This is a genomic window from Intrasporangium sp. (assembly GCF_036566125.1).
Classification (GTDB): domain Bacteria; phylum Actinomycetota; class Actinomycetes; order Actinomycetales; family Dermatophilaceae; genus Intrasporangium.
Genome location: NZ_DATCWX010000061.1, coordinates 1 through 6798 on the forward strand (window position 1 = coordinate 1; position 6798 = coordinate 6798).

Here is a 6798-nt window from a genome sequence, read left to right on the forward strand (position 1 = left end):
CACGTTACCGAGGGGTTGCCTTGGGCGGGAGGGCTGGGACGGCACGGACCCCGGGAGCGAGCTCAGCGGCATACGACATGGGTGTTCTTCGCCTGTGGCGAATCCGCTTGGGGCAGAGAGACACCTCGCTGGCGGCGGCGGTGTCGCACGCTGGGTTCATGACGACAGAGACCAGAGCACCCGTGATGCTCGACGAGCAGCTCGCCATGCAGCTGCTCGCCGAGCGCATCATCGTCCTCGGGGCCGAGGTGGACGACCCGATCGCGAACCGGATCACCGCCCAGCTCCTCCTGCTGTCCGCCCGGGACCCGCGAGCCGACATCAGCCTCTACATCAACAGCCCGGGTGGCTCGGTCACCGCGGGTCTCGCCATCTACGACACGATGCGCGTCGTCCCGAACGACGTCTCCACTCTCGCAGTGGGCTTCGCGGCGTCGATGGGCCAGTTCCTGCTCGGCGCGGGGACGCCCGGCAAGCGGTTCGCCCTGCCGAACGCGCGGATCATGATGCACCAGCCCTCCGCCGGCATCCAGGGGACGGCCGCGGACGTCGAGGTGCAGGCCAACAACCTCAAGACGATGAAGCGCCGGGTCAACGAGCTCCAGTCGCAGCACACCGGTCAGACGGTCGAGCAGATCACCGCCGACAGTGAGCGGGACCGGTGGTTCAGTGCCGACGAGGCGATGGCCTACGGGATCGTCGACCACGTCGTCGCGTCCCTCACCGACGTCAGGCCGGCTCCCGCCGTGCGAAGGGTGGGTCTGGGATGAGCAGCTACACCATCCCCTACGTCATCGAGCGGACCCCGGCCGGTGAGCGGAGCTTCGACATCTACAGCCGGCTGCTCCAGGAGCGGATCATCTTCGTGGGCACGGAGATCGACGACGGGGTGGCGAACGTGGTCATGGCGCAGCTGCTCCACCTCGCCGACGTCGGTCCCGACCGGGAGATCTCGCTCTACATCAACAGCCCGGGCGGGTCCTTCACGGCCCTCATGGCGATCTACGACACGATGCAGTTCGTGCCGGCACCCGTGGCGACCTACTGCCTCGGGCAGGCGGCGTCGGCGGCCGCGGTGCTGCTGGCTGCAGGGGAGCAGGGCCGGCGTTTCGCCCTCCGGCACTCCCGGGTCCTGCTCCACCAGCCGTCCGCGGGTGGCCAGGGCACGGTCTCCGACCTGGCCCTGCAGGCTGACGAGCTGCTCCGCGTGCGGGCGCAGGTCGAGGAGGTGCTGAGCCGGCACACTGGGAGGTCGATCGCGCAGCTGCGTGCCGACACGGATCGGGACAAGGTCCTCACCGCGGAACAGGCCGTGGAGTTCGGGATCGTCGACCACGTCATCGAGCGGGCCGTCGAGGCGCAGGCTCCCGTTTCGCCGTAGGCGAAAGTGACCTGCGCCGCGGCAGCCGCCGTGCGACGCTGGAGCGGACGACGGAACGGAGACCGCGATGAGCCCCTCGATGACCCCGGCAACGACCCGACCAACGCCTGAGTCGCAGCCGCGTCCGAGGGTGCGCCTGGTCCAACCGCTCCTGCGGGAGGTCTACGGCCGGCTCTTGCGCCGCATGCGGAAGCAGCAGGGACGAACGCTCGCCGAGGTCGCGGCCGAGGCCGGCATCTCGATGGCCTACCTGTCCGAGATCGAGCGCGGCCTCAAGGAACCCTCGTCCGAGATCCTCGCCGCCGTCTGTGGTGCGTTGGATGCGACCATCGTCGGGCTCGTCGGGGCGGCTCATGTGGAGCTGCGCGACCTGAGTGACGCCGTGTCCCGCGAGGCGCGGGTGCTCGACCTCGCCTCGCGCCGGGGCGTCCACCCGCGGGCTGTTGACGGTGCTGGCGATGTCATCACGAGCGCGACCCGCGCGCGCGGTGGGCCCGTGCTCCTCGCCGCCTGAGGAGCCGCCCGGCCAGCCTTCCGATCCGGCGGATGGTCGGCGTGCAGGCGCGGAAAAACATGTTGACGCTGTGCACACCGCGCCTAGGCTTTCTGGGTGGCAGTCGATGCTGTCAGAGGTGACTGTCAGAGGTTGCCCGTAGCGTCTAGCGCCCAACCTCCACAGACAGGGAAGGACCCATGACCATCACTACGCGCGCCCGGCCGGCGCGAGAGCAGTTCACGGGGCCGGCGATCGAGGCCGAGCGCCTCGTCAAGCGCTTCGGCGACTTCGTCGCAGTCGACGACGTCAGCTTCTCCGTGCCACAGGGCACGGTCCTCGGGCTCCTCGGGCCCAACGGCGCGGGCAAGACGACGACGGTCCGCATGATGACGACCCTCAGCCGACCGACGAGCGGGACCGCCCGGGTGGCTGGTCACGACGTCCTCAGGGACCCCGACGCGGTCCGGCACTCGATGGGCCTGACCGGCCAGGCGGCGACGGTCGACGAGTTCCTCACCGGCCGGGAGAACATCCTGCTCATGGGGTCGCTCTACGGGCTCTCCAAGAGCGCCATCCGGGCGCTCACCGACGAGCTGCTCGAACGGTTCTCGCTCGGCGATGCCGGGGACAAGGTCGTCAAGGAGTACTCCGGCGGCATGCGGCGGCGGCTCGACCTGGCCGTCTCGCTCATCGCGGCGCCGCACGTGCTCTTCCTCGACGAGCCGACCACCGGGCTCGACCCGCGCAGCCGGGTGGAGCTCTGGGAGGTGCTCCGTGAGCTCGTCGCGGACGGCACCACGCTGCTGCTCACGACCCAGTACCTCGAGGAGGCCGACCAGCTCGCCGACCGGATCGTCGTGATCGACCGTGGGCAGATCATCGCCCAGGGCACCCCGCTCGAGCTGAAGGACCAGTCCGGCAAGGCCGCGCTCGTCGTCACGGTGTCGCGCGCCGACCAGCTCGAGGCGGCCCGCGGCCTGCTGGCCTCGCATGTCCGCGAGGTCCACGTCGACGAGGGCGCCCGGCAGCTGACCGCGCCGGCCGACGGCCTCGCCGATGTCACCCGCATCGCGAGCATCTTCGACGGCTCCGAGATCGTCCTCGACGACCTCGGCCTGAAGCGCCCCAGCCTCGACGACGTCTTCCTGCACCTCACGGGTCATCGTGCAGAGGACGCCGACACCGATGAAACCACTGCGTCCACGCAGGACACGAAGGAGCGGTCCTGATGACCGACACCACAGTCCGGGCCGCGCCCGAGATCGCAGGCGCCGCCCGTCCGGCCATCCAGCCGCCCGGCCTGGTGAAGCAGGTTCGCGTGCACGTCTGGCGCAACCTCAAACACATCCGCCGGATGCCCGAGATGCTCGCCGACGTCACCTTCCAGCCGATCATGTTCGTGGTGCTCTTCGCCTACGTCTTCGGCGGGTCCATCAACGCCGGGGTCAACTACCGGGAGTGGCTGCTGCCGGGGATCATGGTCCAGACGATGGCGTTCTCGTGCTTCATCGTCGCCATCGGCCTGACCAACGATCTCAACAAGGGCATCGTCGACCGCTTCCGGTCGCTGCCTATCTCGCGGTCGTCGGTCCTCATCGGGCGGAGCATCTACAGCCTCATCCACTCGAGCATCGGCGTCGTCGTCATGTCCGTGACGGGCCTGCTCATCGGCTGGCGCATCCACAACGGCTTCTGGGACGGCCTCCTGGGCTACGCCCTGCTGCTGCTCTTCGGCTTCGCGATGATGTGGATCGGGATCGTCGCCGGCTCGGCGCTGAAGTCGATCGAAGCCGTGCAGGGCGTCATGTTCACGGCGATCTTCCCGCTGACCTTCCTCGCGGACACCTTCGCGCCGGCGGCCAACATGAATCCCGAGTGGCTGCGCACCATCGCCGAGTGGAACCCGATCAGCTCGGTCGTCCGGGCGATGCGCGAGCTGTGGGGCAACGCCCCGCCGCTGGCACCCGACTCGGCGCTGCCACTGCACCATCCGATCCTGTCGACGGTCCTCTGGTCGGTCGGGCTGACCCTGGTGTTGGCCCCCCTCTCGATCCGGGCCTTCAACAAGCGCACCCGCGACTGAGCCTGGTGGGGCGACCGGCTGCGGTCCTCCCGCGCACAACCGGACTCGCATCCTGCTCCAGCATTCGGAGCAGGATGCGAGTGCTCTGTGCCCGAACGTCGAGCGCGGTCAGTCGACCTTCGAGCGCAGCCAGGCGATGTCGGCGGTCTGCCCCTCGACACCGCCCGGCGTCTCGCACACGATCGGAGCGCCGGCCGCGCTGACCACGGCTGCGACCTCCTCCCCGTCGAGCGTGCCCGAGCCGAAGTTGGTGTGCCGGTCGGCGCCCGAGTCGAAGGCGTCGCGGGAGTCGTTGGCGTGGACGAGGTCGATCCTGCCGGTGATCGCGCGGACCTTGTCGACGATTGTCGTCAGGTCGTTCCCGCCGGCGTGGGCATGGCAGGTGTCGAGGCAGAACCCAACCGTGTCGCCGCCGTTGGCCGCGCCGATGGCGTCCCAGAGCCGCGCGATCGCCTCGAGGCGGCGGGCCATGGCGTTGTCCCCGCCGGCGGTGTTCTCGATGAGGAGCGGGATCGGCAGGTCGAGTCCGTCGATGCACTTGCGCCAGTTGTCGAACCCGACGGCCGCGTCCTCGTCGACGCCGAGGTGTCCGCCATGGACGATGACGCCCTTGGCGCCGATCTCTGCGGCCATGTGGAGGTGTTGCTGGAGCAGCTTGCGGCCCGGGATCCGGATCCGGTTGTTCAGGCTCGCGACGTTGATCGGATACGGAGCGTGCACGTAGAGGTCGATGCCGGCTCCCGCTGCATCCGCCTTGAGGGCGGCCGCGCCGCCGGCATACCGCACGACCGGGCCCTTGTAGCTCTGCGGGTCCCCGAGGAAGAACTGGGAGAGCGTCGCGTCGCGCGCCCGCGCCTCCGCGATGGGATCCTCCTGGTCGACGTGGGCACCGATGTGAAGGGGCATGGGAACAGCCTAGGCGGGACTCTGAGGGTGCCCTGACCCGCACGGACCGCACCTTTTGGACCGGTATGCGGACGTCACGATCCGGACACCCAGTTGACAACGCTTCCATAACAGGACGCGGCTGGATTGGGTTACCCGCCCCTCACGGTGCAAGTGTGTCCCCAACCCCCCCAGAACCCCGGGGTTTCACAAGGAGGAGCCGATGAAGGTTCGCAGGTCCGTGAATATCGCGGTTGCAACCGCAATGACGATGATGGTGGTGGCAGCCTGCAGCAGCAGCGAGTCACCCAGCACAAGCAACACGGGTGGTGCGGCGGCCGGCGGCCAGCCGGGTGGAGATCTTCGGATCTACGCCTCGGAGCCGGCGTTCCTGCTTCCCACTGCCGGCGATGACGAGCCGTCGATCTACGTCATCCGCCAGCTGTACCGCGGTTTGGTCACCTACAACGGCGAGACCGGTGAGGCCCAGAACGACCTGGCCGAGTCGATCGAGTCGAGTGACCAGAAGAACTGGACCGTCAAGCTCAAGGAGGGTTACACCTTCGAGAATGGCGAGCCGGTCAACTCCGACGCGTTCATCCGCGCGTGGAACTACGCGGCCTACTCGCCGAACGCCCAGAACAACGCCTACTTCATGAGCCGTATCGCTGGTATCGACGAGATGACGTCGACGGACCCGGATGGCGACGGGCCGAAGAAGGCGCCCGAGCCCAAGGCCAAGGAGCTGTCCGGCCTCAAGAAGGTCAGCGACACGGAGTTCACGGTCGCGCTCAAGGAGCCGTTCGCAGCCTTCCCGGTGACGCTGGGCTACTCCGGCTTCTTCCCGGTGGCGGAGGCGTGCCTCAAGGACACCAAGGCGTGCAACGAGAAGCCGATCGGCAACGGGCCCTACAAGATCGAGGGCACGTGGGAGCACAACGTCGGCATCAAGCTGGCTCGTAGCACCACGTGGAAGGGCGACTCCAAGGACGCCATGGCCGACACGCTGTCGTACCGGATCTACGCCGACGTGGACGCTGGTTACGCCGCTTACCAGGCCGGCGAGATCGACGTGATGTACACCATCCCGCCGGCTCGGTACAAGGAGGCCAAGGCTCAGTACGCCGACCTGCTGTACGAAGCCCCCGGTGACTCGTTCACCTACGTCGGCCTGCCGCTCTACGACGAGAACTTCAAGGACAAGCGCATCGGCCAGGCACTGTCGCTGGCCATCGACCGGCAGCCGATCATCGACGCGGTCTTCGACGGCCGCTACACGGCCGCCACCGGTTTCGTCGCGCCGACCTTCGAGGGCTTCCGCCCCGACGTCTGCAAGTACTGCAAGGTCGACGCCGCGAAGGCCAAGCAGCTGCTCACCGAGGCTGGCGGATTCAAGGGTGGCAAGCTCACCCTCTGGGCCAACGCCGGTGCGGGTCACGAGCAGTGGCTCCAGGCCGTGGGTGACCAGATCAAGGCCGCTCTCGGCATCGACTACGAGATCAAGGTGAACCTCCAGTTCCCCGAGTACCTCGCCACCGCCGACGCCAAGAAGTTCACCGGTCCGTTCCGCCTCGGCTGGGGCCCGGACTACCCGGTCATCGAGACCTACCTCAAGCCGCTCTACGGCACGGATGCCTCGAGCAACAACTCGGGGTACTCGAACCCCGAGTTCGACAAGCTGATCACCGAGGGCGACTCCGCAGCCGACCTCGCGGGCGCGATCGCGAAGTACCAGGCCGCCGAGGACATCGTCGGCGAGGACATCCCGGTCATCCCGATGTGGTTCAACAAGGAGGCGGCGCTCCGCAGCTCCAACGTCGACACGTTCGTCTGGAACAAGATCTCCGGCGCTGACTACGGAAGGATGACGCTGAAGCAGCAGTGACCTTCCGCAACAGCTGACACCATTCCAGACTTGGTGGCGGCGGCGACCCGGAGTAGGGTCGTCGCCGC

Annotated in this window: 7 protein-coding genes; 6 read left to right on the forward strand and 1 reads right to left on the reverse strand. The window is 68.1% G+C overall.

The genetic code is table 11. The features are described 5' to 3' along the window. The first annotated feature begins 158 nt into the window (after nt 1-158). The 5 genes from VIR15_RS03660 to VIR15_RS03680 all read left to right on the forward strand — a co-directional run bounded on the left by VIR15_RS03660 (nt 159) and on the right by VIR15_RS03680 (nt 3960). On the forward strand, nt 159-770 hold the full coding sequence (locus tag VIR15_RS03660) for an ATP-dependent Clp protease proteolytic subunit (protein WP_331926115.1): 612 nt from the start codon (nt 159-161) through the stop codon (nt 768-770). Then, on the forward strand, nt 767-1381 hold the full coding sequence (locus VIR15_RS03665) for a ClpP family protease (protein ID WP_331926116.1): 615 nt from the start codon (nt 767-769) through the stop codon (nt 1379-1381). Before VIR15_RS03660 ends, VIR15_RS03665 begins: the two co-directional genes overlap by 4 nt. Nucleotides 1382-1448: 67 nt before the next feature. Continuing rightward, entirely contained in the window at nt 1449-1895 is a 447-nt protein-coding gene (locus VIR15_RS03670; protein ID WP_331926117.1) for a helix-turn-helix domain-containing protein, read from the forward strand. Between the two features lie 179 nt (nt 1896-2074). Then, the gene (locus tag VIR15_RS03675) at nt 2075-3106 is read left to right on the forward strand and encodes an efflux ABC transporter ATPase subunit, DrrA-related (protein WP_331926118.1); all 1032 of its coding nucleotides are present in this window, start codon (nt 2075-2077) and stop codon (nt 3104-3106) included. Then, nucleotides 3106-3960 carry an ABC transporter permease gene (locus VIR15_RS03680; RefSeq protein WP_331926119.1) on the forward strand — a complete coding sequence of 285 codons (855 nt, stop codon included), beginning with the start codon at nt 3106-3108 and terminating at the stop codon, nt 3958-3960. The genes VIR15_RS03675 and VIR15_RS03680 overlap by 1 nt, the downstream gene beginning before the upstream one ends. Before the next feature lie 108 nt (nt 3961-4068). Here the strand turns inward: VIR15_RS03680 and VIR15_RS03685 are convergent, their stop codons facing one another. Beyond that, nucleotides 4069-4866: a deoxyribonuclease IV gene (locus VIR15_RS03685; RefSeq protein WP_331926120.1), complete on the reverse strand. Its 798-nt coding sequence runs from the start codon at nt 4864-4866 to the stop codon at nt 4069-4071. A 202-nt stretch (nt 4867-5068) separates the two neighbouring features. Between VIR15_RS03685 and VIR15_RS03690 the strand changes: the two genes are divergently transcribed. After that, a complete protein-coding gene (locus tag VIR15_RS03690; protein ID WP_331926121.1) occupies nt 5069-6730 on the forward strand; it encodes a peptide ABC transporter substrate-binding protein in 1662 nt (553 codons plus the stop codon). Nucleotides 6731-6798: the final 68 nt, after the last annotated feature.